This window comes from Bacillus sp. FSL K6-3154 (assembly GCF_040869395.1).
In the GTDB taxonomy this organism is placed as follows: domain Bacteria; phylum Bacillota; class Bacilli; order Bacillales; family Bacillaceae; genus Bacillus; species Bacillus safensis.
In genome coordinates, this window is record NZ_CP152033.1 from 2,900,352 (window position 1) to 2,923,374 (window position 23,023).

General features: G+C 42.1%; 26 protein-coding genes. 25 read left to right on the forward strand and 1 reads right to left on the reverse strand.

What is annotated here, in order from left to right:
* Positions 1-3: 3 nt before the first annotated feature.
* The 22 genes from MHH61_RS14940 (at position 4) to MHH61_RS15045 (ending at position 16,175) form a co-directional block, all read left to right on the forward strand.
* Entirely contained in the window at positions 4-387 is a 384-nt protein-coding gene (locus MHH61_RS14940) for an immunity 22 family protein (RefSeq protein ID WP_125586449.1), read from the forward strand.
* A gap of 73 nt (positions 388-460) precedes the next feature.
* The gene (locus tag MHH61_RS14945) at positions 461-865 is read left to right on the forward strand and encodes a hypothetical protein (RefSeq protein ID WP_125586447.1); all 405 of its coding nucleotides are present in this window, start codon (positions 461-463) and stop codon (positions 863-865) included.
* Positions 866-1,324: 459 nt separating this feature from the next.
* A complete protein-coding gene (locus tag MHH61_RS14950; RefSeq protein WP_125586445.1) occupies positions 1,325-1,504 on the forward strand; it encodes a hypothetical protein in 180 nt (59 codons plus the stop codon).
* A gap of 90 nt (positions 1,505-1,594) precedes the next feature.
* Positions 1,595-1,939, forward strand: a complete 345-nt coding sequence (locus MHH61_RS14955; protein ID WP_125586443.1) for a structural protein — start codon at positions 1,595-1,597, stop codon at positions 1,937-1,939.
* A 55-nt stretch (positions 1,940-1,994) separates the two neighbouring features.
* Positions 1,995-2,513, forward strand: coding sequence for a ParB N-terminal domain-containing protein (locus MHH61_RS14960; RefSeq protein ID WP_125586441.1), 519 nt, complete (start codon positions 1,995-1,997; stop codon positions 2,511-2,513).
* Positions 2,514-2,614: 101 nt separating this feature from the next.
* Positions 2,615-3,553 (forward strand): DNA (cytosine-5-)-methyltransferase, encoded by a 939-nt coding sequence (locus tag MHH61_RS14965; protein ID WP_241218549.1) that lies wholly within the window; start codon positions 2,615-2,617, stop codon positions 3,551-3,553.
* A gap of 487 nt (positions 3,554-4,040) precedes the next feature.
* Complete coding sequence (locus MHH61_RS14970; RefSeq protein ID WP_125586437.1) at positions 4,041-4,289, forward strand: hypothetical protein; 249 nt, start codon at positions 4,041-4,043, stop codon at positions 4,287-4,289.
* A 46-nt stretch (positions 4,290-4,335) separates the two neighbouring features.
* Positions 4,336-5,205, forward strand: coding sequence for a phage terminase small subunit (gene terS, locus MHH61_RS14975; RefSeq protein WP_125586435.1), 870 nt, complete (start codon positions 4,336-4,338; stop codon positions 5,203-5,205).
* A gap of 11 nt (positions 5,206-5,216) precedes the next feature.
* Positions 5,217-6,515: a PBSX family phage terminase large subunit gene (locus tag MHH61_RS14980; RefSeq protein WP_164512167.1), complete on the forward strand. Its 1,299-nt coding sequence runs from the start codon at positions 5,217-5,219 to the stop codon at positions 6,513-6,515.
* Positions 6,515-8,035: a phage portal protein gene (locus tag MHH61_RS14985; protein ID WP_125586431.1), complete on the forward strand. Its 1,521-nt coding sequence runs from the start codon at positions 6,515-6,517 to the stop codon at positions 8,033-8,035. The genes MHH61_RS14980 and MHH61_RS14985 overlap by 1 nt, the downstream gene beginning before the upstream one ends.
* Positions 8,032-8,955, forward strand: coding sequence for a phage minor head protein (locus MHH61_RS14990; protein WP_125586429.1), 924 nt, complete (start codon positions 8,032-8,034; stop codon positions 8,953-8,955). The genes MHH61_RS14985 and MHH61_RS14990 overlap by 4 nt, the downstream gene beginning before the upstream one ends.
* Positions 8,956-9,009: 54 nt before the next feature.
* Positions 9,010-9,900: a hypothetical protein gene (locus tag MHH61_RS14995; protein WP_125586427.1), complete on the forward strand. Its 891-nt coding sequence runs from the start codon at positions 9,010-9,012 to the stop codon at positions 9,898-9,900.
* A gap of 50 nt (positions 9,901-9,950) precedes the next feature.
* Positions 9,951-11,114 carry an XkdF-like putative serine protease domain-containing protein gene (locus tag MHH61_RS15000; protein ID WP_125586425.1) on the forward strand — a complete coding sequence of 388 codons (1,164 nt, stop codon included), beginning with the start codon at positions 9,951-9,953 and terminating at the stop codon, positions 11,112-11,114.
* A gap of 23 nt (positions 11,115-11,137) precedes the next feature.
* Positions 11,138-12,061, forward strand: a complete 924-nt coding sequence (locus tag MHH61_RS15005; RefSeq protein WP_125586423.1) for a phage major capsid protein — start codon at positions 11,138-11,140, stop codon at positions 12,059-12,061.
* Positions 12,062-12,066: 5 nt separating this feature from the next.
* Positions 12,067-12,456 (forward strand): YqbF domain-containing protein, encoded by a 390-nt coding sequence (locus MHH61_RS15010; RefSeq protein WP_125586421.1) that lies wholly within the window; start codon positions 12,067-12,069, stop codon positions 12,454-12,456.
* A gap of 5 nt (positions 12,457-12,461) precedes the next feature.
* Positions 12,462-12,854, forward strand: coding sequence for a DUF3199 family protein (locus MHH61_RS15015; protein ID WP_125586419.1), 393 nt, complete (start codon positions 12,462-12,464; stop codon positions 12,852-12,854).
* A complete protein-coding gene (locus tag MHH61_RS15020; RefSeq protein WP_125586417.1) occupies positions 12,851-13,207 on the forward strand; it encodes a DUF3599 family protein in 357 nt (118 codons plus the stop codon). The genes MHH61_RS15015 and MHH61_RS15020 overlap by 4 nt, the downstream gene beginning before the upstream one ends.
* Complete coding sequence (locus MHH61_RS15025; RefSeq protein ID WP_125586415.1) at positions 13,204-13,710, forward strand: HK97 gp10 family phage protein; 507 nt, start codon at positions 13,204-13,206, stop codon at positions 13,708-13,710. The genes MHH61_RS15020 and MHH61_RS15025 overlap by 4 nt, the downstream gene beginning before the upstream one ends.
* Before the next feature lie 4 nt (positions 13,711-13,714).
* Positions 13,715-14,170, forward strand: coding sequence for a DUF6838 family protein (locus MHH61_RS15030; protein WP_125586413.1), 456 nt, complete (start codon positions 13,715-13,717; stop codon positions 14,168-14,170).
* Between the two features lie 40 nt (positions 14,171-14,210).
* Positions 14,211-14,381 (forward strand): hypothetical protein, encoded by a 171-nt coding sequence (locus tag MHH61_RS15035; RefSeq protein ID WP_225310411.1) that lies wholly within the window; start codon positions 14,211-14,213, stop codon positions 14,379-14,381.
* Between the two features lie 2 nt (positions 14,382-14,383).
* Entirely contained in the window at positions 14,384-15,730 is a 1,347-nt protein-coding gene (locus MHH61_RS15040; RefSeq protein ID WP_125586411.1) for a phage tail sheath family protein, read from the forward strand.
* A 1-nt stretch (position 15,731) separates the two neighbouring features.
* The gene (locus MHH61_RS15045) at positions 15,732-16,175 is read left to right on the forward strand and encodes a phage tail tube protein (protein ID WP_044139480.1); all 444 of its coding nucleotides are present in this window, start codon (positions 15,732-15,734) and stop codon (positions 16,173-16,175) included.
* Between the two features lie 325 nt (positions 16,176-16,500).
* On the opposite strand, the gene MHH61_RS15050 is transcribed toward MHH61_RS15045, so the two are convergent.
* Complete coding sequence (locus tag MHH61_RS15050) at positions 16,501-16,608, reverse strand: putative holin-like toxin (protein WP_235340267.1); 108 nt, start codon at positions 16,606-16,608, stop codon at positions 16,501-16,503.
* A 163-nt stretch (positions 16,609-16,771) separates the two neighbouring features.
* On the opposite strand from MHH61_RS15050, the gene MHH61_RS15055 reads away from it, so the two are divergent.
* The 3 genes from MHH61_RS15055 (at position 16,772) to MHH61_RS15065 (ending at position 23,020) form a co-directional block, all read left to right on the forward strand.
* Entirely contained in the window at positions 16,772-17,221 is a 450-nt protein-coding gene (locus tag MHH61_RS15055) for a phage portal protein (protein ID WP_125586409.1), read from the forward strand.
* Positions 17,222-17,400: 179 nt separating this feature from the next.
* A complete protein-coding gene (locus MHH61_RS15060) occupies positions 17,401-22,365 on the forward strand; it encodes a transglycosylase SLT domain-containing protein (protein ID WP_125586407.1) in 4,965 nt (1,654 codons plus the stop codon).
* Complete coding sequence (locus MHH61_RS15065; protein ID WP_125586405.1) at positions 22,358-23,020, forward strand: LysM peptidoglycan-binding domain-containing protein; 663 nt, start codon at positions 22,358-22,360, stop codon at positions 23,018-23,020. Before MHH61_RS15060 ends, MHH61_RS15065 begins: the two co-directional genes overlap by 8 nt.
* Positions 23,021-23,023 lie beyond the last annotated feature (3 nt).

The window sequence follows — 23,023 nt, forward strand, 5'->3', positions numbered from 1 at the left end:
ACAATGAAAAATGATGTTTCTTTGTGGTTGGGAAACTTTAGTGATTTTGATGAGGTGGAAAATTACACAAAAGTTATGTATAACGATGATGGTGATAGCATTCCATCTGTTTTTGAGAAAGAATTTAAACTGGGATACTATGATAGGAGTTTAATTGAAAAGGATTGGATTCCAGAAGCTGAAGATGATATAAAAGAACTTCTGGTTGATTTCTCATATGATGATCAATTGATAAAACAATTTAATGATATCCAATTAAACTCTAAGTATAATACCATTATTTTAATTTATAATTATAATTATGAGAAAGACGGTTTGGCTGTTAATTCAGTAAATAAAGGTGAGTACACACTACAGTTTATTGGTACAGCAGAATACGTAGATTGATTAATATAAAGCACTTACTTGCTCAAATGGCAATGGGTGCTTTTTGACGTTCTTTCTCTAGGGAGGAAAACTCATGATTGTATACAATGGACCAGTTGAAGAACCAGTTGAAAATCCAGGAGAAGAATTTATTAAAAATATTTTCTTTGAAAAAGAAGCGGATTATTGGAAACAAGGAAGTGGAGATTCTTGTTTTGAGGTAGAGGGAGGAGATGAATGGCTTATTTTCTTTTATGATGAGCCATATGGATTCTTTATCATGAGACATCCTAATTATTTAGTCCCTTTGAAAAAGGATGTTGAAATAGAAACAATAGAGCATTTGGTTGGTGGAGAACCAATGAAAGTACCATCATGCAGTTATGTAAGTCGAGAAGAAGCATATAGAATTGTTCAGCACTTTTTAAGTACAAAAACTATGCCTGATTTTGTGGAATGGGTTGATTTGTATGACATTGATTTTGAACATGGTTTTTAAAACTAGAGTGTCCATCTTTATGGGCACTTTTTTATTTGTATTGCCGAGAAAAAGCCGACAAAAAGGGGGATAAAAAAGGGACCTTTTTTCCTGTGTGGATCATCATATGATAGAGACAAGCAAAACGAACGTGAATATTTTGTCCAGAAGGAAGAACCTGCGGACGCTGATCATTGAGCACTCTAAGTGCCTTGATTGGTGTCCGCTTTTTTTATTGGGAGACGCGTCTTTCCCATATCAATGGCGTATCTGGATACGGAACAAAGGTGTTGAGGAATGTGGCCATACGAGAGGGACATTCTGAGCCTGGATAGCAGCTGGTCTGCGGCGGCCGTATCGAGGACAGTTTTTCATTTTACTTGATGATTGACTGTACTTGGCATCCTCTCGGAGTGTAGTCATCATTGCAAAATCTATTTAAGCGAATAGCGTAAGGTGGTGCTTATTCGGAGTATGAACATGAAGATCAGAGATTCTTTATCCGTAGAAACAACGAAGCAATTAAAGCGCATTGCTCCTGGTTCTAATCGAAAGAAGAGCAATGCTGATCCGATAACAAGACGAGATTGGGAAGAAATCATGGGAACGAGACGCGAAACGTACCAACGACAAGGCGGCCGTATCCGGAGAAAACGATAAATTTTGGGAACAGTCGTCTTTTGGGTGTATGGCTGCAGGTGCTCTGGTGAGGGATAGGAGCGCAAAAATATAAAAAGGGAGATGATGAGCATGGCATCAGGATTTGGTGTATCTGCTAATCCAAAAAAAGCGAACCATACTTTAGGAAAGGACAAGGTTGTGGTTGTTGCGATTCAGAATCACAATGATTACATTTGTGGGCCAAACTTAATTCCTCAACGAAAAGTTGAAGGGAAATGGGTCACAATCAAAACGAATTCACCTAATCCGCTGAACCCAGCAGAGAAACAGTACGATGAATTCGACATCAAGGGATCACTTGATAACAAGAAAGGCACGTATCGCTTCAAGGTGGATGTAGAGCGATATGACAAACATGGCAACCATGTTGAAACTGTCGGTACATTCTACACATCAGAATTTTACATCAAGTAAGCAGCTGATGCCGCCTTTAGGGCGGCATCATTTGTTTTTATAGGAGGAAACAGCGATGAACATCAAAAAAATTCCCGTACATAAAATTAACCCATCACCATATAACCCCCGTATCGATCTGCAGCCAGGAGATCCCGAGTATGATTCACTAAAACAATCTATAGAAAAGTTTGGATACGTTGATCCGCTCATCTGGAATGAACGGACTGGCCATCTTGTAGGAGGCCATCAACGTTTCAAAGTATTGATGGAGGACAATCCAAGTGATATCCCTGTATCCGTCGTATCACTTAATGAACAAGATGAAAAAGCACTGAATATCGCATTGAATAAGATTGACGGTGAATGGGATGAGTATAAACTTACTGAGCTACTTAAAGACTTAGAGGGATCAGGGTATGATCTAAGCCTAACTGGATTCAGTGACGCAGAATTAGAGGATGTTCTGAATGATTTGGAACATACAGGTCAAGGTGGAGCAGTATCTGAGAGTCATGAGATCGATCTTGACGAATATGGAGATGATCAATTTGAGCATACATGTCCTAAGTGCGGATTCTCTTTCAATGAGTAGGTGGCAGCATGAACTATAGATGGAAATTGAGTGATCTAAAAAACATCCCTTCCAATGGGTTGAAAGTGTTCAGTACATTCTCTTGTGGTGGCGGCTCATCAATGGGCTACAAGTTAGCAGGGTTTAAATTGATAGGCAATTGCGAGATCGATCCGCAAATGATGAAAATCTATAAAAAGAATCATAAGCCGAAATATCCTTATCTCATGGACATTCGAGAGTTTAACCAGATACCGCTCTCCGATCTTCCTGAAGAACTCATGAATCTTGATGTGTTCGATGGATCGCCACCATGCAGCGTATTTTCAACTGCAGGCAAAAGAGAAGATGATTGGGGAAAAGAAAAGGCGTTCAGAGAGGGACAAGCTGTCCAAAAACTAGACGATCTGTTCTTTCATTACCTGGATGCTGTAGAGCGATTGAAGCCGAAAACCTTTGTGGCTGAGAACGTAAGCGGCATGATCAAAGGGAAAGCAAAGGGGTATGTGAAGCTTGTCATTGAGCGAGCAAAAGAAATCGGGTATGACGTTCAGCTGTTCTTGCTGAACGCGGCCACAATGGGAGTCCCGCAAAGAAGAGAGCGGGTCTTTTTTATTGGCCGTAGAAAGGACCTGAATCTGCCACCGTTGAAATTGGCTTTCAATGAACCACCGGTCACTTACGGAGAGTTTAGAAGTGGACATGGATCAAGGCTGAATGAATCAAGTAAAACATATAAAAGATGGATTAAGCGGCGTCCGTCTGATGGCAACATCGGAGACATCACTAAACGAACAGAAGGTAAAGAGAGGAATTTCAATACAGTATTAGTTAAAAACAGTTTAGTTCCGCCAACACTAGCAAGCGGTTCTGTCTTTATTAGATACGATGAACCTTATTATATCTCTGAAAGGGATATTATTCTGATGCAATCTTTCCCACTGGATTATGACTTTATGGACGCTTCAGTGCAGTATGTCTGCGGGATGAGCGTGCCTCCAGTGATGATGAAGCGGATCGCGGAACAGATACATTTGCAATGGTTTACTGAAACTAGTTAGCAGGTTCAAACAGAAATTTTGAGCTACATATGAAAATAAGGGTAATAATATCGTGGTACACTTCCTCTTTCAATTCCTTCAGCAAGTTTTTTGCAAGAATTGCAATTTGGTACCGAAATAGGATCTAATAATTTTATATTAGGGTTATTTGGTTCTATGCAAAAAGGAATTTTAGAGCAGCAGTAACAAACTATTTTATTTGTGATTATATCCTGATATAAGCAACATGTGTCAAAGTCGTCATAATACCATTGTTGATGCATACAAAGTTCACTCCTAATTAGGTTATAGAAGTATAGTATGAAAATGAAGGAATTAGGTGTGTAGTAAATTAGGTCTGTTTATAGATCAAAAAAAGAGGGTGCTGACAACACCCTCCCTTCAAAGACAGAAAGAAACTCCCTGCCTAAGAGCGTGATCAAGACGCGGCCGCGTTTGTGGGAAAATATCACGCTCTCATCCACTATTGTAATGGAGGTCAGGGAGAATGACAATAGAAAATACAAACGCACGTTCCCTTTCTGGCGAAGAAAAGACGGAAATGCTTATGATCCTTCAAGCTGAACAGGCTGAAGGTATAGATAAATCAAAAGAGAACTATCGAAAAATTGCACAGGCTTGTATCTCTCAATGGGTGAGGGATTTTAAAGAAGGTAACATCAAATTGTCTTCAGTAGAAGATCTGAAGAAGCTCATAGAACTCGACATCGACCTTCAGAAGCATGACGATATTTGAAAACAACTCAAACTTAATTAAGCATTTCGGAGGTGGGTGATATGTAATGGCTAGACCGCGTGATCCGAGAAGAGATGAAGCTTTCCGTCTTTGGAAAGAGAGCGGTGGAGCCCGCTTACTTAAAGACATTGCAGATGAGTTGGGTGTGACAAGCAGCACTGTCCGTAAATGGAAAGCGAATGATAAATGGGATGATAATTTCAAAGGGAGCGCTCCTAAATCGAAAAGGAGCGCTCCTAAACGTCCTGGAGCTCCAAAAGGCAGTAAAAATGCCAAAGGGAATAAAGGTGGTAAAGCGCCACCTGGTAACCAAAATGCAAAAGGGAATACTGGCGGTGCTCCAAAAGGAAACAGAAATTCTGTGCGGACAGGTGAATATGAATCTATCATGTTCGATTATATGGACGACACAGAAAAGGAGCTCTTTGAGCAGATTGAGACCGATCCGCTCTATCAAATTGAATTGACCATACGTGAGCTTAGTATTCGAGAGCGGCGTATGATGCATAGGATCATGAAGTATGAAAATGGTTTAACTGATAATCAGCGACGTGTTCTTCAGCAACTTAGAAAAACAAAAGATGTCGCACCTTCGACAAGTGAGAATGGTGTTGTCAAATACGTTCCAATTATCAATGAACGTCTTGTAGTCACTGAGGTGGAAGAAACTCAATTACCTGTGATTGACCGCATCCTTGAAATAGAGGAAGCATTGACGCGAGTAACAGACAAGCGTCTTAAAGCCATTAGGCAGAAACACGACATAATGAAAACTATGTCAGAGCATGAATTGAGACTCAGAGGTCTTGATCTTGCAAACCGAACGAGAGAGGCAGAGCTGGAGCAGATCACCGCTCGACCTGTTGATGACTCTGTACAAATAACGATTAAGCGGAAGAATAAAGGTGATGGCTGATGGTTCAAATGATGGAGAAGGAAGTCAATCCACATTTTGAGGACTTTCTTTTTGATTGGGATCAGAAGTTTCAATTCTTGGTGGGCGGTTACGGCTCCTCCAAAAGCTATCACATTGCGCTGAAACTCATCTTAAAATTACTGGATGAAAAGAGGACAGCCCTTGTGATTCGTGAAGTCTATGACACACACAGGGATTCAACCTTTTCACTGTTTGAAGAGATCGTGAATGATCTAGGACTCGATCATGTCATTCAGTGCCGGACATCACCGCTCATGCTTAAATTTCATAACGGCAGCCGGATCATTTTCAAAGGATTGGACAAGCCAGCCAAGTTGAAGTCGATCAACAACATCTCGATCATATGGATTGAGGAATGTTCAGAAGTTAAGTACGAGGGATTCAAGGAGCTGCTTGGAAGGCTGAGACATCCGGTTTTACCTCTTTATATGATGTTATCGACGAATCCCGTTGGTCAGGATAATTGGACGTACAGACATTTCTTTCGAGATGAGCAGCTGAAACGTTTTGTCCTTGATGACGAAACCTTATACAAACAGCGAACGATCGCTATCAACGATACGTACTATCATCATTCTACAGCTGAAGACAACTTGTTCCTTCCGGTCAGCTATATTAAGCAGCTGGATGAACTAAAAGAATATGATCCCGACCTTTATCGCATAGCTCGAAAAGGTCATTTTGGCATAAACGGAATTCGTGTTCTTCCTCAATTTGAGGTGCAACCGCATGAAGATGTGATGCTGGCCATCTCAAATATCAATCGGCCTTTGCTTAGAGCGGGGATGGACTTTGGTTTCGTAGAGTCATATAACGCTTTGATTCGACTGGCTGTCGATCACGAGAAGAAATATCTATACATCTATTGGGAGTATTATCAAAAAGGCACAACCGATGATGAAACGGTACAAGAGCTCATCGAATTTGCCAAAACAAAAGAGCTGATTAAAGCGGATGCAGCTGAACCGAAAACCATCGCATACTTCAGGAAGATGGGTTACAACATGGTGGCTGCACATAAGTTTCAGGGATCACGCTTGCAGTACACAAAGAAGATCAAACGGTTCAAGAAAATCATATGTTCCGACTCATGTAAGAATACGATCTATGAGCTTCAGCCGCTCACATACAAGACAGACAAGAACGGTAACATCATAGAAGACGAGTTTAAGATTGATCCCCATACGTTGTCGGCCATCTGGTATGCGCTTGATGACTATGAGGTAACCGATCTGAAAGAGAAACCAAAAGAGCGGACACGCCCGAACAGAGAAAGGAGGTCACGCTGATGAAAACGGTCAGAGCAACAGTGATGAAGGCCAATGTGTCTGAAACCACTAAGCAGATTTATGAGGATGGATTTAATTACGATGCTGATGATGTGATCGAGCCGCCATACAATATCAAAGAGCTCAAACAAATGGCCGAGTATTCTACCATTCTTCAGCAATGCATCGATGCTTATAAAACGAATATTCTAGGTTTCGGCTTAGGAATCGAGTATACTTTCGATTTCAACGCAGAGAACGCACCGAAAGAAAAGAAAGCTGCAGCTGAGAAAGAATGGACCCAACTTGAAGAGTTCGCCAGATATATGAACTATGATGAGTCAGCCGAAGTGGTTCTTGGTTATGTAATAGAAGACCGAGAGAAAACAGGTAATGGATTTGTGGAAGTGCTTCGAGAAGGTACAGGGAAACCTGCAGGTATTGAGTACCTGGATGCACAATACTTACGAGTTTGTAAGCTGAGCGATCCCGTTGAAGTCGATTTCCGATACACAGAAAACGGCCAAGTGAAGTCATTGAAGCGAAAGAAGAGATTCAGGAAGTATGTTCAGAAGAACAATACCAAAAAAGTATTCTTTAAGGAATACGGTGATCCAAGAACAATGAATGCTGCTACGGGAGAATATAGCGAAAAAACTCCCCCTGAATTTGTAGCAAGCGAAGTCATTCACTTCAAGATCGGAAGCGGTACATATGGTGTTCCTCGTTGGATTGGTAACATCGTCAATATGTATGGAGCCCGCAAAGCTGAAGAACTGAACTATCTGTACTTTAAACAGGGGCGACATGTTCCGGCTGCAATTACTGTAGAGAATGGAATGCTTTCTGAATCCTCATATGAACAGCTTCAGGAATACATGAATGGCATTGAGGGATCAGACAATGCACATAAATTCCTGTTACTTGAAGTGGAAGGGATTCCGAAGAAGGATGAGATATCAAACGATGAAGAGCCGGCAAATGTAAAGGTGGATATAAAATCACTTGCCGAGATTCTTCAGGAAGATGCACTATTCCTTGAATACGATGAGAAAACGAGAAACAAGATACGTTCTTCTTTCCGTCTGCCGCCGATCTACACAGGCGAATCACAGGATTATAACAAGGCGACAGCTGACACCGCTCGAAAGACGACAGAGGAACAGGTATTTCAGCCAGAGCGAATGATCATCACTGGCAAGCTCAATACACTTTTCCTTCCTGATCTCGATCTCTGGCATGTGCGACTCATATTAAATGGTCCTGATTTTCGTGATCCGCTCGAAATTGCTAAGGTTCTTACACCGTTTATTCAAGCGGGAGCGGTTTCACCGAATGACCTGCGTGATCTGGCTGGGCGTATTCTTGGTAAGACACTTGAAGAATGGCCAGAGGAAGAATATCACCGACCAATTGAGGCGAAGCCAAAGGAATCAACTAGCTTGCTTGATACGGTTCTTCAAAAGTCTGCGGGTTCCCAGGAAGATCTGATCCATCTCTTAAAAGATGTTAGGGATGAACTAGAGGAGATACGCAAATGAGTAAGATCGATCAGCTGATAAAAAACATCAATGCCTTTGTGCAAAAAGCGGAATCGGATGAGGTCGAGGAATTCAAAGCTGCGGTGGCTGATTTCCCCGAACTGCAAGACATTCCCTCTTTGGTAGAAGAGTACGAGAAAATCACCGCAAAACTTCTCAGATTGCAACGCAGGACGTTTTTGAATGAACTGAATGGTTTTATATCTAAGGACGATTCGGAGACGTTAGAATCAATTCTAGCGTTTTTTAATAATGATCTATTCACTTCAGATGAGTTTGCAGAGCTATTCGGAAAAGAAACGGCTGTCTTTCTAACACTTACCGTCACGCAGTTGGCTGAGAAAATCATGAATTCCATCGATGCAGATATTCCATTCAAGGTTCTATCTGAAAGAACCGAAGAGTGGATTGAATCTTGGTCTCAAGAGTTGGCACAGCTGATGAAGCTGAATACTCATGTGGCCATTGAACAAACGTTGAAAGAGGGCATAAAAGAAGGCCGCTCTATTCAAGAAATTGAATTGGAGCTGAAAGACCTACCTGAATTCAGCCGGAAGCGCGCACGTGTAACAGCTATTACAGAGGTGTTGACCGCTTCTTCCGTCGCTCAACATGAATCCTATGTCCAATCCCCGGCGGTAACGGGTAAGAAGTGGAAGCACAGTGGAGGGAAAAAGAATCAGTCGAGAGAAAGTCACGTGCAGCTAGATGGCACAATCATCCCGCTTGATGAAGAGTTTGAGATACCAGGTAGCGGAGAGCGATGCATGTTTCCGAGAGATACACAGCTCACGCCAAAAGAGAGAGTAAATTGTCATTGTGCGGTTGGTCCTGTGGTTGATCCTGTTATTCTTGGATTATCAGCTGAGGAAAAAGAGACAATACGTCAAAAAACAATAGAAAATATAGGAAGGTATTGAAATGGGACTTACGAGAAAAATATTTAATATACAGTAAAGGAGGTAAAAAAAAGAATGTCCGTAAGTAGCCTGATACAAAATATAATAAACGATACTATTCATGAAATAGATTTACTTAAAGTGCAAAATAAATATACTACTGAAACAGCAGAAAATGTGGTAAAAAGAGCGATTGAAAAAATAAATAATATCAACGAAAAAACTGCATATCACGAACACCTTCGGATCAGAGTTAGAAATCCGTTTAGAGGACCAATTTCAATCCCGAACATACCAGTGCCAGATATTCTGCCGCCTATTCCGGATATACTAAATGTTCCTTCGCCAGAAGAAATAGCTAGGAGTTTGGAAGAGGCATTGAAAAGAGCTACCAAGAATAAATTAACTGAGGGAGCGCAGGCTGCCATTAATAACCTCAAAAATAGTGTGCCAAATCCAGTAGAAATAGCTGGGGAAATGATTGCTGAAATAGAATCTTATAGTAATCAGTTAGAAACATTATTGGAACAATTGAACCCGATGACGTTAATTAATAAGGCTATTGATGATGCAGAGAAAATAATAAAAAATTACCTTGATTCTCATTTGAATTTTGAAATTGTAAAATTAAAAGGGCTTTCTGACATTAACATTACTTTAGATGGAACAAAAATCACAGTGGCTAGTGGTGTATGTTTGGTATTTAATGAAGCTGCTAACTGTAATCAATATTTAAAAAAATTCAATTTTATCGTTGAATGTGATATTACTAACATTTTATCCTATAAAATAAGTCCTGACCCTCTAGAATTAAGTGATGGTAATATTGATATTGAGGAAAAGATAAAGGAAGACATTAATAAAAATAAAAACGCATTAGGACTCGAACTGTCTCGGAAAATTCTAGAATGTTATTTTCCACCTCTTGGTGTAATAAAATCATTTATGGATTTACTCAAATTATGATGTGGGCGAATTTAAATTCGCCTTTTTTATTTTGAAAGGAGGTGAATGAATTGCCACGCGAATTGATTAATGCAAAAATCACACATGTTTCATACGTAGACAAGGCTGCTAATCAAAAGCAGTTCTTTTTTATGAAATCGGAAAAGCAGCCAGACTTTCAAAAAGAGATCAAGGTCATTGCGAAGGCTGATGATGCACAGCGTCTTGTTTATGGAATTGTATACGAACCCAACGTAGCTGATGCACATGGGGATTACATGACGCCGGCGGAGATTGAAAAAGCCGCTCATGGGTTCCTGAAGGATGCACGTGAGATCGATAAGCAACATGATTTCCAAGGCGGTGTCGGGGAAGTCGTTGAATCGTACATTGCTCCGTCTGACTTTGAAATGGGCGATGATGTTATCAAGAAAGGATCGTGGGTCCTTGTGACGAAGGCTTCCGATGAAATTTGGGAACAGATTCAAAAGGGCGAGATCACCGGATATTCAATGGCCGGAACAGCAGACATAGGAAAACAAGAGCGTGAGCCAGCTTCTGAAGAGAAGGGGCTTTTTTCTTTGCTCAAAAACTTCTTTCTATCAAAAGGAGAAGTAAAGAACAGATACGACAAAGGCCGCATGCGTCGTGAGTTTTGGGCGGCACAAGATGCATTGAATTCCGTTTTGTTTAAATGGGATTCTTACGACGATGAAGACTTGGAGACTGATCCTGACAAGGTTAGATCAGCACTGGAAGACTTTGTGGAAATCACACAAGAGATTTTGCTTACTGATGACTTAGCGGGGATCCAAACTGATCCACCTGAAGAAGTCGCAAAAGCTGGCCGAAAGTTTTCAGCTGCTAACTTAACTGAATTGAAAAATGCAAGAGCCGCTATCGACAATCTGTTGAGTCAAGCGGAAGAGAAGGAGGAGAATGAAGAAGTGAAAAAAGAAGATCTGCAAAAGATGCTAGATGACACAATCGCACCAGTTGTAAAACGTCTGGATGATCTTGAGAAGGGAGAAGGCGAAGGTCAGCCTGACCCGCAAGAAAAACAAATTGATGAAGAGGTCGCAAAAGAAATGGCCGCAGCTGTAGAAAAGGCATTGGCTCCAGTAGTCGATAGAGTCGAAGCACTGGAAAAGGCACGTCCGCAAGGTAATGGAGTAGGGGATGCACAACAACAAGACTTACAAAAATCTGAAACGGTATGGGGCGGCTTGCTTTAAGCCGAGAAAAAGGAGGAACTAGAGTGAGAAATCAAGAGGTAATTAACAAAGCGGAAGTGACGCTTGGGACGTTAAAAACAGGCGGTCTCATGAATCCGACCCAATCTAGCACATTTATTCGTATGGTGCAAAATGCACCAACACTGCTACAAGATGCACGTGTTATTCCAATGGATAGTGATGCACAAAAAATCGAAAAAATCGGTTTTGGTCAGCGGATTCTTCGTCCTGGTGTGGAAGGAAAAGCAGTTCCAGCAAGTGATCGAGTTGCACCAACAACAAGCACTGTGGAGCTTAACGCAAAAGAAGTCATCGCAGAAGTGAATATTACGTATGACACACTTGAAAACAACATCGAGGGCGATGCTTTGCAAAACACCATCATGCAAATGCTGGCTGAACGAGCTGCAGTAGATATTGAAGAATTGATCTTAAATGGTGATACATCGTCATCTGATACTTACCTTGCGCAGCTGGATGGCATCCGCAAGCAAGCCACATCTCATATCGTAGATGTTGCTGGTGAACCACTTACACGCCAAGTATTCAAACAAGGATACAAAGCTGTTCCACCAAAATATTTGCGAGTCCCACAAGAGTTCCGCTTCTATTCTTCCCCGGGGCAAGAGGTCGAATGGAAAGATAAAGTAGCGGATCGTCAAACGAATTTAGGAGATGCAGCAGTACAAGGTGGGCTTTCTTCTGCATTCGGTGTTCCAGTCAAAGGAATTGCAAACATGCAACCGTATGATGCGGACGGCACAGATGTTTCAGACATTTTATTGACTCATCCAAAAAACATCATCTTGGGCTTCTCTCGTAATATTCGAATTGAAGTAGAAAAAGATATTCGCAGCCGTAAATTTATTATTGTCCTCACAGCGAAGCTCGACAGCAAATTTGAGGAAGAGGATGCTGTTGCTAAGATCATCAAGGTCAAGGAGTGATCAATATGTACACAGCTGAATTGATCAAGGGAAAGACATACTCTGTAATGGGTCATGTCTTTCTTTTAAATCAGGAAAAAGAGATTGAGAAAAAGGTCTTTCAATATCTCAATGGCAATGATTTTTTCTCTTGTAAGGAAGTGAAAGCTCCTGTTGATGATCCAAAAACGGATGATCAAACAAAAGAAAATCCATCGGAAGAGGAAGAACCAAAAGAGGCCGAAGAAGAACCTCAACAAGAACAAAAAATCTACACTGAATCAGAACTGAAGGGCATGAACAAAACTGAACAAGAAGCCATTGTTATTGATCTTGGCGGCGATCCGTCTCAACTCAAAGATAAGAGTGAAAGAATTGCCTATATCCTCGAGCATCAAGAAAAAGCAGGAGAGTAAGGCTGATGTTGATCTCTCCTGAAGAAGTTAGGGCGTATACCGTATTCGAGAGCGTGAAAAACCGCTCAGATGAATTATTGGAAAGTGACATCATTGAGGCTGAAGCTGAGGTGTTTAAGATCGCAGGTCATGATTTCACAAGTGAAAAATATCAGCCACTTCCTGAAAAAGCAAGAATCGCATTGATTAAAATGGCGCAGTTCTTTGCGCTGATCAACGGGGATGAATCAATCATAAAGGGTTATAAATCTGAAAAGATTGGCGACTACTCTTATACACTGGCAGATGGTAACGCCGTTTCAAAGCCAGATGTGTATAACCTGTTGATAGATTTCATTGAGCCAATTGATCCACCGGAAGATCCGGCAAGTGTAAGAATGAGGTTGAGATCATTATGAGCTATCAATCATTATTAACGGATCGATGCGACATATATCACCTGCAGGAAGAGCAAAAAACAGGCAATCACTATGGAATACCTGTCCACGATGCGCAGCCGGTCTTTTCATATCCTGATGAGCCTGATCAAGTTGCGCAGCCATGTTATTTTACGGAGAAAAACCAATCCATCACACAGCAGGAGCCAAACGCAACCATTCATCAATCGTACCTTGTTCATTTTCCTAGTAATACCGATGTCCGCCTGAACGATAAAGTGGTATGGGAAGGTGTGACATTGAAACTGCAAAAGCCCAGAAGGATCAAAAACCATCATATTGAGGTGGTAGCGATGAGGAGTGAAAGCCTTTGAGGATTGATGGTTTAGACCAGTTCATAGAGGATTTGAATGCAGCTGTTAATGGCGGCTTGCAAGCAGAATATGAAGAATGGCTTGAAGGAATGGGCTATGAGTTTCTTGATATTGTTCAGGATGAGGTCATTCGTACAAAAACGGTGGATGCTCGCCGTTTGCTCAACTCATTCCAAAAAGGCGACCAAGAAAACGTCTTTTCGATGAGTAGCGGCAGTCTGACCTTGGATGTAGGGACAAACCTAGAATACGCATCGTACACAAACGATGGTCACTTTACCATTGATCCTTCCAAGAATCAGGACAGACGTTGGGTTCCTGGCAGGTGGGTTGGTGATCGGTTTGAATACGATCCAAACGCTGAAACAGGAATGCTCCTGAAATTTCAATGGGTTGAGGGCAGCGGCTATTGGGATAATGCAATATCTATCTTTGAACAGATGTTTGAACAATCATTGGACCGCAAGCTGCAGCAATGGATTGATGAACAATTTGGGCGGTGATTAGATGAATCAAGAAGTCGGCGCCATCATGCATTATTGCTACAGTCGATTTCCTGTGAAGGTCTACGAAAAGAAAATTCCGGAACAGTTCCAGGTCCCATCGATGTACTTTCCGGCAGCTTGGGTCAATACAAGAAACGATACTGTTTCAACATTTCTTAAAACCTACACGCTGCATATTAAAGTGTTTCACAAGGACTCTGAGCAGGCTCATGATGCGGCAGAAACAATCGTTGATGCCTTATCAGCGGATCGGAATATCATTCAGATGGTCAGTGTAGAAGGTGAACCGCTTGATGATTATGTCCGTATCAAGAGAGCAGAAACTAGGATTGCAGATCAAGGCGTGGCAACGATTGTCCTCACATGGGATAGTGCTTATTGGTACAACCGAGATGAGCAGCCAAGCCTAGACGACATAAATTTTTCAGATGGGGTGATAAAAAGTGGCCAAGAATAAAAATGAATCACAGGTGAAAGAAGAGAAAGCCGCACCAGTTATTCCAAAGGAACCTGGCTTTTCATTTGAAGCCTTAAAGGAGCACAGCAAGGAATTGTTTGGCGTAAAGCCTGAAATCCTTGAGGGTGCTCTTTTTTATATCAAAGATCAACCAATTACAAAAACAGAAGCAAAGAAGCAGATTGATGCTTTTTTGTCTAAGGAGGTTTAAGCATGAATGGAGGTACTTTTACACCAGGTACAGAGAAAAAGCGTCCTGGTATCTACTTCAATTTCAAAACCACAGCACAGCAGCGAATTACTTTAGGCGATCGCGGCACCGTTGCGCTTCCAATCACGATGAGTTGGGGAGAGCCTAAGACGTTCATCTCTATCTCAGGCATCGAGGACTTAAATAAAAAAGTCGGGTTAAACATCGATGACAAATCACTGCTTCTTTTCCGAGAAGCGAAGAAAAAAGCACAGACGGTTCTTTTATATCGCTTGAATGAGGGTGAACCTGCAAAGGCTCAGATCAGCGAGAATTTCAACGTTCTTGCCAATTATGGCGGACAGAAAGGTAATGAGGTCACGATCCAAGTCACTGAAAACGTATTGGATAGCTCCAAGCGTGATGTGGTGACTTACGTGGGTACAGACATTGTCGATAAGCAGGTTGTCACTGATGTCAAAGAACTGCAGCAAAACAAATATGTTTCGTTCTCTGGTGAAGGTGAAGCGACGATCACTGCTGGTGTAACACTAAGCGGCGGGAAAAACGGCGTGCCAAGCGTGGCAGATTACACAGCATTCCTTGAAGAAGCTGAAACAGAATACTTTGACGTAATTGCGCTGCCTAATAACACTAGCGAACAGTTAAAAGCGACATTTGTGGCCTTCGTCAAGCGTTTGCGTGATGATCAAGGTCGGAAGATACAAGGCGTATTGCCAAACTACGCAGCTAATCACGAAGGAATTATCAATGTCACAAGCGGTGTGCTGCTAGAAGACGGTACAGAGATCACGCCAGCCAAAGCAACTGCATGGGTGGCCGGTGCATCTGCAGGAGCAAACTTCAATCAGTCGTTAACCTTTGTTGAATATGAAGGGGCTGTTGATACCTTAGAGCGTCTTGATAATGATCAAGTGGAATACCGTTTATCACAAGGCGAATTCTTGTTCACATTTGATGCGCGTGATCGCACAGTTAGCGTTGAGAAGGACATCAACTCTCTAACAAGCTATACAACGGAGAAAAACAAGACATTCGGGAAAAACAAAATTATCCGAGTGCTCGATGCGATCAACAACGATCTAACACGTGAATTGAAAGATTTAATTAAGTTACGCAAAGCAAATGGCAATGACATTCCTGCATCTGATGATGGTCTGCAGCTGGTGAAAACACTCATCACGCAATATCTCACACAGCTCCAAGATGGATCTGGAATCACTGGCTTTGATTCTGAGACTGACATCATGATCGCTTTAAATGAAGATCGTGACGGTTTCTTGATTGATCTAGCTGTTCAACCTGTTGATGCAGCTGAAAAATTCTATTTCAATGTAGAGGTGAAATAAGATGGCTTTTAAAGCGCAGAATACCATTTCAGGTAAGGAAGGGCGTCTTTTCCTCGATGGTGAGGAAATGGCTTTCATCAAAACGTTTGAAGCAAACGTGGAGAAGAACAAATCAGAAGTTAACGTTATGGGTCGTCGTATGACCGGTCACAAGACAACCGGTGCGAATGGTACTGGCACAGCGACTTTCTATAAAGTCACATCACGTTTTGTACAGTTGATGTTAAATTACGTGAAGAAGGGACAAGATCCGTACTTCACTATTCAAGCTGTACTGGATGACAAATCATCTGGCAGAGGCACAGAACGAGTCACATTGTTTGATGTGAACTTTGATTCAGCTAAAATTGCAGGGCTTGATGTGGATTCAGAAGCACTTGAAGAAGAGGTTCCTTTCACGTTTGAGGACTTTGATCTTCCTGAGAAGCTGAAAGATTCCTTTTAAAATTTAACCACCATAGAAAATGTAACAAAAGAACTGACTAGTGAGTGTTTTTAAATAAGGTATTTTCACTTTTTTGTACAAATATGATATACTTTTGATAAATGGGATACATGGGATAATAGTGAACCCACCATTCACCATTCGAGAAAAAACTTGTTTACATGCAAAGTGATTTGCATACAATAAAAAGAAGCCAGGATGCGCAAACATCCTGACTCTAATGTACAATTTTTGGCCCATCAAGAGGGCTGGCTTGGTCCTTAAGCTAGAAAGATCTTTTGAAATAGACCTTACCCTTTAACTTTTAGCGGAGCTCAAGGGTGGTCTATTTTTTCTTTTTTAACAGTGCCAACAGTGTCACGACGAAAGTCAGAATGCTTACGGTAAAAATCCCAAAAGCAATCATCAAACTAATCGCTTCAAATGCTGACATGAGCATCACCCCCTTTCTAACGGGGATGAGCCAGACCGCCCTTGAGTAAGCCGTTCAATTAAATTGTACGATCTCTATTATACATGAAAAGATTGGAAAGCACATTCAAAAATTGGATGTGCTTTTTTGCATTCAAAAAACAAATCAAAGGGAGTTTTTAAACATGAGCGAAAAACAAACAAACAACTTATATGATCTTTCATTCTTTATGCCAGGGCAATCAACAGAAGCGGAAGAGGTCAAATCAATCATTTCAAAGCGCTTTGTTGATAAAAAGGGTGAAGTGATTCCATTCGTATTCAAAGCCATCACAACTGAACGTATTGATGAACTGGAGAAAGAAAACACGACTTACAAGAATGTCAAAGGTCGAGGACGTGTGAAAGACTTGGATTCTCAACGCTTCTATGCACGTATTGCGGTTGAATCAACTATTTATCCTGACTTTAAGTCAAAAGAATTGCGTGAAGCATACGGCACACAAGATCCGGTAGAAGTGGCAAAGCGTGTCCTTTCTGTCGGCGGTGAATATGCGAACTGGTTAAACAAAGCAATTGAGGTCAACGGGTTTGAAGATGAAATTGAAGACTTAGAAACAGAAGCAAAAAACTAATAAAGGACGGGAATAAAGAGGCTGTGTATCTGTACTATTGCATGCATGAGCTTCATTATTCCCCGTCCCAGCTTTTAGAGGTTTATGAAGCACCAAGGCCATTCAAAGCATTCCTATATGGCCTCATCAGGCACAAATTAGAAGTGCTTGAAAAGGAATCGAAGAAAGGAGGATAAGACATGGCTCGTTTAACCGCTCGGTTTGATTTACAAGACCGGATCACGCGTAAATTGCGTTTGATCAGAGGGGACCTAGAACGATTTGATAGATTGCGCCGCAGATCAGAGCGGCCCATCACATTAAGAATCCGAGACAATGCAACAATCGCATTAAGACGTGTGCAGCGTTTTGTTTTGCGTGACCTTGCTAGAACTTATCAGCTGACTCTTGATCTCAATGATCTGGCTACAAAAGCATTGAGAAAGTTCAATGGCTTCTTACAACGCAAGATGCCGCGTACTCATAGTGTGCTGATGCGTATTAAGGATCAGGCAACACCAGGGCTTGTTAGGCTTCGTCGTTACATCGATCGGAAATTCGGCAAAGTAGAGCGGTTTGCAATAACCGTACATGATCGTGCGACCGCAGGGATCAGACGTATAGCATCATATGCAGCGCGTCAACTTGGTCGAGGCTACAGCTACACCATTAGAGCCGTTGATATGGTCCGGCGTACAGTCAGCCGTATAGCGTCTTATACTCGGAACACGTTAGGGTCTGAATACAGGGTGGCGATTAATGCGATTGATCGTTTTACCGCTCCAGTACGTGGGGCTGTCTCATTTGCGAATACCCATTTGGGACGGACATACACAACCACAATTAAGGTCCTTGACCTACTCACAAAGCCATTGAGAGGGATCGTGTCAGCTGTCACCAGTACACTTGGGTTGCTTGGAGTAGGAGCCGGTGCAACAGGTGGTATTGTTGTGCCGCTCAAAATGGTTGCTGATCGACAGAACATGACCACGGCTTTTGAAACACTGCTCGGCAGCAGAGGAAAAGCAGATGCACGTCTGGACGAGCTGACAGCCTTTGCCGGTCAAACGCCATTTACTCGTGATGAAATTTTCGAGTCAAGTCGAGTTCTTCAAGTGTTTACGGGCAATGCCCTTTCTACGACTGAAGGTATGAAGCTAGTCGGGGATGTTGCTGCAGGTGTTCAACGGCCATTTTCAGAAGTTGCGCTATGGATGGGGCGTTTATATGACGGCATTAAATCGGGGCGTCCTATCGGTGACGCAACGGCTGCTCTTCAAGAAATGGGGGCAATCTCTGGTGATGCCAGAGGTAAGCTCGAAAAACTTGCAAAGAGCGGCAAGGACATAAATAAAACGTGGCCTGAAGTTACAAAAGAGTTTGGCAAATACAACGACATGATGATCAAAATGTCGGACAACTTGGCCAACTTATTCCTGGGTGTTAAATCATTCATCAATAACAGCATCCTTATGCCTTGGGGTAAAGGACTTGCAGCTGCGTTCCAACCCGCTCTTGAAGCATTTAGAACGTGGCGTGGGGAATACTCCTTTGTATTGACTGACCTTTCCAACAAAGCTGAAAAAGCGGGTAAGAAATTCGCTAATAGCTTCCTTGATCCGACCAAAAGTGTTTTCGGATTTATTGGTGATCAGTTCAAAATTTTGTTCCCTGGAGAAAAACTCTCCAAGAAGCAAATGAAAGAGCTCAAAGTGAAATTTAAGGACAACCCTAAGCTGAAGAAGCACTTTGAACAACTAGAAAAATACAGAAAAATGGATTTTGAAACTCGGTGGAAGCTCGTCCTTGATAACACGAAAGATGTTTTCGGAGCGTGGTGGGAGAAGACTGGGAAACCAGGTCTTTTCAAAATGGCCGAGAATGTCGGGAAGACTTACGGTGGCATTATAAACGGTGTGATCAACGGTCTACTTGGTATTGATGACAAATCATCCGAGGACAGTTTCACTGATGCAGGAGCCAAAGCAGGAAAGATATTCATTGAATCGTTTCTTGAAGCACTTGATCCTGTGCAATTAGGTATTCGGATCGCCAAGAAGATTGGCGAGATCAACTGGAATGCCCTTACTGGCGAAGGTTCAATTGCCGGTGCGCTGATTGCCAATGCGTTTGCGCTTGCGTTCTTAGGAAAGGTGGCCACATTATTAAAGCCGCTTAAATCCATACTCTCAGGAGCCTTTGCTGCCTACAAATGGGGAAAAGGTTTAAGAGGAGGAATGGGAGCAGGAACGAGCGGCGGTGTAATTGGAGGTTCTGGAGGAGCAGGGAGACCGCCAAGGAACCAACGACCTCCTGAATATCGTCAGCCTTGGATCAATAGAGGTGAGCCGGTACGTCCAACAACGCCAAACCAAGGGCGTGGCGGTGGATTCTTAGGAAATCTCGGTAAAGGTGCAAAGAGCATCGGAAAACGTATTCCTATTCTCGGTACACTGATTGCGGCCACAGAACTGATTGGCATCAACAATGATAATAAAGGTGAAAAGATCGGTGGGTTCACAGGAAATCTAGGAGGCGGAATCGGTGGAGCGGCAATCGGAACAATGATCGCCCCTGGAATTGGAACAGCAATCGGTGGAATCTTAGGGAGCATCTTTGGCGGTGATCTTGGCAAATGGATTGGAAAGATGTTCGACAATGGAACCATCAAGAAGAAATGGGACGAGATCGTCAAATGGTCAGAGGATGCAATCAAGTGGATTAAAGATACATGGAAAGATATTTCTACTTGGTTCAATGACAACGTTGCTGAACCAATTGGTGATTTTTTTGAAAAAGCATGGACAAAAATTAAAACCACTTGGGAGAAAGTCTCTAACTGGTTCATGGAAAAAGTATTCATACCTATCTATAACTTTGTTGTACCAATCATCAACTTTGTTGTTGGTGTTTTTGTTGTTGCCTGGAACATTATTAAAACTGTTTGGGGTGTTGCATCAACGTGGTTCATGGAAAAGGTATGGAAACCATATGGTAAATATGCAGTAGAAGCCATTGGCTGGGTATGGAATAAACTTGTTGATACATGGAATTGGATCAAAGAGACATGGGGAGTATTGTCTGAGTGGTTTAATGAATATGTGTGGACACCATTTAAGACATACGCCATTCCAGCCATCATGTTTATCTGGAATCTATTCAAAGGTACATGGAACTGGATTAAAACAACATGGGTGATACTAGCGGCTTGGTTTGATGAGTATGTGTGGCAGCCGTTTAAAACTTACGCTTTGCCACCCATTATCTTTATATGGAATTTGTTTAAAAATACGTGGAATTGGATTAAAACCACTTGGATTATACTTGCCAAATGGTTTGATGAGTACGTTTGGCAGCCATATAAGAAATATGCGGAACCAGCGATTACCTTTGTGTGGGAAAAGTTTCAGGATGCCTGGAGAATTATCAAAGGTATCTGGAAGACAGTGAGTACATGGTTTGAAAAATATGTTTTTAATCCGCTAAAAGACCATGCTGAAAGGTTAACGAGCACATGGAAAGGCTTATTTGACATTGTTGGGAATGTAGTCGGTAAAGTTAAAGAAATTAGTGGAAATGTATTTCATATCTTTGAGAAAAAAGGAGAAGAAAAAACAGGCCTGAAAAAGAAAGAGAAAACAGCAAATAACGCCACCGGTGGTTATATCACAAAACCAACACTTTCATGGATCGGCGAGGCAGGGAAAGAATTTGTCATCCCGACTGAAAACAATAGAGGTCGAGGGAAGATGCTGCTTGCTCAGGCTGCTTCACATCTTGGAATGTCCGTAGTGCCAAACGGTACATCACCAACCTCTCCAGCAGGTTCATCATCTCCTATGAGACCAGCTGCTGCTTCATCAGTTTCCACTTCTGCAGGTGGATCGGTATCAATTGGGGATGCGGGCAACGCATCAAAATACGGGGAACAGTTTAGCACTGACTTTGAAAAAGGGTTAAACAGCAAAGTCGTTTCACTGGAACAGTGGAAACAAGCCAATATCAAGCAACCATTTACTCAAATTCAGACTTCGACTTCGCAGTATGGTGTTCAAACTGTCAGTGGCTTTGCTGCAGGTCAAAATATGACACCAACCGGTACAGGTCAATTCTTAGATCAAAATGTAAGGCAACCTTTCTTATCCGCTCGCCAAGAGTCACCTACCTGGGGAGCTGGACTGATTGACGCATTTAATAGCGGCATGAGGTCAAAAGGAAGTGAAGTGACACAGGCGGCTAAGGACATGGCCAAGAAGGTAGAACAGGCGTTTAGGGAAGAGCTAGACATTCATTCTCCTTCACGTGTCATGATGAGTCTTGGAAAATTCGCATCGATCGGAGTCGTCAAAGGTCTTGATTCAGTTGACGTGAAGAAATTCGCAGAGAATCAAGCCGCCTCCTTAATCGCTGCATTTAGTGGTATGGGTGCATCTAACCTGAGTGTTCAACAGTGGCTGATGGCTGCTTTAATGGCAACCGGCACATCTATGAGCTGGCTACCTGGTTTGATGACGATTGCGCAGAATGAGTCACGTGGAAACCCGAAAGCGATCAACCTATGGGATTCAAACGCCAAGAGAGGAACGCCGTCTAAAGGATTAATGCAGACCATTGATCCGACCTTTAATTCAAACAAAGCAAGCGGCATGAACGACATCTGGAACCCAATCCATAATGCTGCAGCTGCTATCAATTACATCAAAGGCAGATATGGTAGTGTCTATAATACGCCGGGATTACGAAGTATCAGAAACGGTGGACCATATAAGGGGTATGCAAACGGTGGTCTAATCACGCAAGAGCAAATCGCCAGAGTGGGGGAAGGAAACAAGCGTGAATGGATTATTCCTGAAGAGCGCGGCATACGTGGCCGCTACTTGTTGGCTCAAGCTGCACAGGCTTTAGGAATGGATGTATACGATCCGACCAACGCTGCATCATCTGAGCTTTCACAAGGTCAGGTGCAAACAGTAACAGTTGGCACAACGAATACACCGTCTGCTTCTGGTGGGTCAAAACAGGTCATCATTAACTTTAATGGCGATCAGCACTTCCATAATGGACAAGATGAAGACTCACTTGTTGAAAAGATCAAACGATCAATAGCTGAAGAACTAGAAGTCGAGATCAACACAGGAACGAAGGGAGTCGTGATTGATGGCTAAATCAAAATATCAAATGTGGATGTCACAAGGGAAGGACAAATTACGATTCCCTGTTCTTCCTGAGAAATTGGAACTCAATAACAACGTACAAAATGAATCTATCAAAGTATCAAAATTTGGCGAGCTCACATTCTTGGATGTACCAGGGGCTCGCCAAATTTCATTTACAGCCTTTTTTCCAAAGAAGTATACACCGATCGCTGAATATAAAAGCATTCCATCACCAGAGAATGCGATTGCGAAAATTGAACGAATGATGCGTTCAAAGAAGCCTGTACGCTTTATCGTTACTGGAACCAAAATCAATATCCAATGCAGCATAGAAAGCTTTAACCACAATGAAGGTACTTATGATGTTGGTGATCGAGAGTTTACTTTGCAACTCAAAGAATACAAAACAGCATCACCAAGAAAAATTAAACGGAAATCCAAAAAGAGCAGCAAAAAACGCAGTTCAAAAGGCGCACCAAAAGTGTACACCGTTAAAAAGGGTGATACCTTGTGGGATATTTCTGGTCGTTTCTATGGTGACAGCACAAAGTGGCGCCGCATTTGGAATGCGAATAAAGCCGCGATGATCAAACGAAGTAGGCGCAATATTAGACAACCAGGGCATTGGATTTTCCCTGGTCAAAAATTAAAAATACCACAATAGGGG

Excerpts from the sequence above, each read along its gene's own strand:
- MHH61_RS14940 (WP_125586449.1), top strand. The coding sequence starts at position 4 with ATGAAAAATGATGTTTCTTTGTGGTTGGGAAACTTTAGTGATTTTGAT.
- MHH61_RS14945 (WP_125586447.1), top strand. The coding sequence starts at position 461 with ATGATTGTATACAATGGACCAGTTGAAGAACCAGTTGAAAATCCAGGA.
- MHH61_RS14950 (WP_125586445.1), top strand. The coding sequence starts at position 1,325 with ATGAAGATCAGAGATTCTTTATCCGTAGAAACAACGAAGCAATTAAAG.
- MHH61_RS14955 (WP_125586443.1), top strand. The coding sequence starts at position 1,595 with ATGGCATCAGGATTTGGTGTATCTGCTAATCCAAAAAAAGCGAACCAT.
- MHH61_RS14960 (WP_125586441.1), top strand. The coding sequence starts at position 1,995 with ATGAACATCAAAAAAATTCCCGTACATAAAATTAACCCATCACCATAT.
- MHH61_RS14965 (WP_241218549.1), top strand. The coding sequence starts at position 2,615 with ATGGGCTACAAGTTAGCAGGGTTTAAATTGATAGGCAATTGCGAGATC.
- MHH61_RS14970 (WP_125586437.1), top strand. The coding sequence starts at position 4,041 with ATGACAATAGAAAATACAAACGCACGTTCCCTTTCTGGCGAAGAAAAG.
- terS (WP_125586435.1), top strand. The coding sequence starts at position 4,336 with ATGGCTAGACCGCGTGATCCGAGAAGAGATGAAGCTTTCCGTCTTTGG.
- MHH61_RS14980 (WP_164512167.1), top strand. The coding sequence starts at position 5,217 with ATGGAGAAGGAAGTCAATCCACATTTTGAGGACTTTCTTTTTGATTGG.
- MHH61_RS14985 (WP_125586431.1), top strand. The coding sequence starts at position 6,515 with ATGAAAACGGTCAGAGCAACAGTGATGAAGGCCAATGTGTCTGAAACC.
- MHH61_RS14990 (WP_125586429.1), top strand. The coding sequence starts at position 8,032 with ATGAGTAAGATCGATCAGCTGATAAAAAACATCAATGCCTTTGTGCAA.
- MHH61_RS14995 (WP_125586427.1), top strand. The coding sequence starts at position 9,010 with ATGTCCGTAAGTAGCCTGATACAAAATATAATAAACGATACTATTCAT.
- MHH61_RS15010 (WP_125586421.1), top strand. The coding sequence starts at position 12,067 with ATGTACACAGCTGAATTGATCAAGGGAAAGACATACTCTGTAATGGGT.
- MHH61_RS15015 (WP_125586419.1), top strand. The coding sequence starts at position 12,462 with ATGTTGATCTCTCCTGAAGAAGTTAGGGCGTATACCGTATTCGAGAGC.
- MHH61_RS15020 (WP_125586417.1), top strand. The coding sequence starts at position 12,851 with ATGAGCTATCAATCATTATTAACGGATCGATGCGACATATATCACCTG.
- MHH61_RS15030 (WP_125586413.1), top strand. The coding sequence starts at position 13,715 with ATGAATCAAGAAGTCGGCGCCATCATGCATTATTGCTACAGTCGATTT.
- MHH61_RS15040 (WP_125586411.1), top strand. The coding sequence starts at position 14,384 with ATGAATGGAGGTACTTTTACACCAGGTACAGAGAAAAAGCGTCCTGGT.
- MHH61_RS15045 (WP_044139480.1), top strand. The coding sequence starts at position 15,732 with ATGGCTTTTAAAGCGCAGAATACCATTTCAGGTAAGGAAGGGCGTCTT.
- MHH61_RS15050 (WP_235340267.1), bottom strand. The coding sequence starts at position 16,608 with ATGTCAGCATTTGAAGCGATTAGTTTGATGATTGCTTTTGGGATTTTT.
- MHH61_RS15055 (WP_125586409.1), top strand. The coding sequence starts at position 16,772 with ATGAGCGAAAAACAAACAAACAACTTATATGATCTTTCATTCTTTATG.
- MHH61_RS15060 (WP_125586407.1), top strand. The coding sequence starts at position 17,401 with ATGGCTCGTTTAACCGCTCGGTTTGATTTACAAGACCGGATCACGCGT.
- MHH61_RS15065 (WP_125586405.1), top strand. The coding sequence starts at position 22,358 with ATGGCTAAATCAAAATATCAAATGTGGATGTCACAAGGGAAGGACAAA.